3 protein-coding genes and 1 pseudogene are annotated in these 1,999 nt (G+C 64.5%); 2 read left to right on the top strand and 2 right to left on the bottom strand.

Going from position 1 to position 1,999, the window contains the following annotated elements; all coding sequences use genetic code 11:
- Positions 1–118 (top strand): annotated as a pseudogene (locus WAN02_RS23930) (nitronate monooxygenase); the annotation flags it as partial.
- Between the two features lie 11 nt (positions 119–129).
- On the opposite strand, the gene WAN02_RS23925 reads toward WAN02_RS23930, so the two are convergent.
- A complete protein-coding gene (locus WAN02_RS23925; protein WP_422267050.1) occupies positions 130–351 on the bottom strand; it encodes a hypothetical protein in 222 nt (73 codons plus the stop codon).
- A 22-nt stretch (positions 352–373) separates the two neighbouring features.
- Complete coding sequence (locus WAN02_RS23920) at positions 374–811, bottom strand: hypothetical protein (protein ID WP_422267048.1); 438 nt, start codon at positions 809–811, stop codon at positions 374–376.
- 251 nt (positions 812–1,062) lie between these two features.
- Between WAN02_RS23920 and WAN02_RS23915 the strand changes: the two genes are divergently transcribed.
- Positions 1,063–1,999 (top strand): steroid C27-monooxygenase (locus WAN02_RS23915; protein ID WP_422267047.1); only part of this gene is annotated, 937 nt, incomplete at its 3' end.

Below are 1,999 nucleotides of genomic sequence, written 5' to 3'. Positions count from 1 at the left end.
GGTCGTCGGGCAGTTCTCCTAGGTGGAGAAGACGTCGACCGTCATCGAACGGTGGGTGCAGGAGTACCTGGAAGCGACGAACCGGCTCGACGAGCTGAACGAGGCCGCTTCCGTCTGAGCCCGCTTGGCTCAGACGTCGTCGTCGTCGGGCGGGCCGGTGAAGACCTCTTTGGTTCGCTCGACGGCGTAAGTGGCGATGTCCAGCGAGTTGTGGACGATGTCGCCGGTGCCGCCGGCGATGTCGCCTTTGATGATGTGACCGGCGTTCTCGACGATGTCCGATGACCGCTCGACGGCGTTCTGCACGATGTCCCGCGCGGCGTCGATGGCGTCTTTCGGTCTGAAGGCCATGGCTATCTCCTGAGTCGTGTAATCAGTGGGTGACGCCCGTGTCGGACGGGAAGCCTCCGCCGGCGCCGTTCGGGGCCCCGCCGCCGGTCAACTGACCGATCTGCCAGCCGTGTTCGGTGCAGAGCATCGGCTGCCCGTCAGGCGACTGGGCCGACGATCCCCGCGGGTTGTCGCACTTGGCACCGACCTGCTGCACCCCGTACAGCGGGTAGGTGATCACCCAGTACCCCGTCTGCGCTGCCGGGAACTGGTTGATGATGAAGTGGCAGGCCTCGGCTTGACCGCCGGGGCCGCGCCCGTAGATGAACCGCTCGTAGTTGTCGCACGGCGCACCCAGCGACGCGTCGTAGTTCATGCCTGGCACATCGCCGTCGTAGTGCCCGTTGTCGGCAACGGCGGCCGGGGCCGAGCCGACAGCCGCGCCGGCGATCGCTGTGGCGATGAGCAGTTCGCGAATCATGACCCCACCTTCGGCGTTACGTAATCACGGCCATCCCATGGGCCCGTGACCTGCAGGCAAGCATAGTCAGTGCGCCCGGCGCCACAAGGCCGTTTCGCGCGGCCGAAACTCATCGGAGCCGAGGACGAGAACACGTTCCAATCCATCATCGGCGAATACGTCGAGAAGCCGTTCCATCTCTGCTGTCGCGATGCTTTACTGGGCCAGAACCCGTCATATCCAAGTCGTATTCACTCATAGGAGTGCCACTGATGCCGACTCCGAATCTTCCTTCCGGATTCGATTTCACCGACCCCGACGTCCATGCCGAGCGACTACCGGTTGAGGAACTGGCCGAGCTGCGGCGGACCGCGCCGATCTGGTGGAACGAGCAGCCAGTAGGGGCGGGCGGATTCGACGACGGCGGCTTTTGGGTGGTCTCCAAACACAAAGACGTCAAGGAGATTTCGCGGCGCAGCGACGTGTTCTCCAGCCTGCAGAAGACGGCGCTGCCGCGCTACAAAGACGGCACGGTCGGCGAGCAGGTCGAACGGGGCAAGTTCGTCCTGCTCAACATGGACGCACCGCAGCACACCCATCTGCGCAAGATCATCTCGCGTGGCTTCACGCCTCGGGCCGTCGAGCGGCTTCGCGATGACCTCCGCGAGCGGGCCCGCCAGATCGTGGAAACCGCGGCGGCTCAGGGCTCCGGCGACTTCGTCGAACAGGTGTCGTGCGAGCTTCCGCTGCAAGCCATCGCCGGCCTGCTGGGTGTGCCGCAGGAAGACCGGATGAAGCTGTTCCACTGGTCCAACCAGATGGTCGGCGACCAGGACCCCGAGTTCGAGACGAACGACGCGATGGATGCCTCGATCCAGTTGATCATGTACGCCATGCAGATGGCCGCCGACCGGGCCGCGAACCCCGGTGAAGACATCGTCACCAAGCTGATCGAGGCCGACGTCGACGGTCACAAGCTCTCCGACGACGAGTTCGGTTTCTTCGTCATCCTGCTTTCCGTCGCCGGCAACGAGACCACTCGCAACTCGATCACGCAGGGCATGATGGCCTTCACCGACTTCCCCGATCAGTGGGAGCTGTACAAGAAGGAGCGTCCGGCCACCGCCGCGGACGAAATCGTCCGGTGGGCCACGCCGGTCACGTCGTTCCAACGGACCGCGCTCGAGGACTACGAGCTGTCCGGAGTAC

It is taken from the genome of Mycobacterium sp. (assembly GCF_049281135.1).
Classification (GTDB): domain Bacteria; phylum Actinomycetota; class Actinomycetes; order Mycobacteriales; family Mycobacteriaceae; genus Mycobacterium.
The sequence above is the reverse complement of the archived record's forward strand: the minus strand, read 5'-3'. Positions and strand labels throughout refer to the sequence as shown.

Excerpts from the sequence above, each read along its gene's own strand:
- WAN02_RS23925 (WP_422267050.1), bottom strand. The coding sequence starts at position 351 with ATGGCCTTCAGACCGAAAGACGCCATCGACGCCGCGCGGGACATCGTG.
- WAN02_RS23920 (WP_422267048.1), bottom strand. The coding sequence starts at position 811 with ATGATTCGCGAACTGCTCATCGCCACAGCGATCGCCGGCGCGGCTGTC.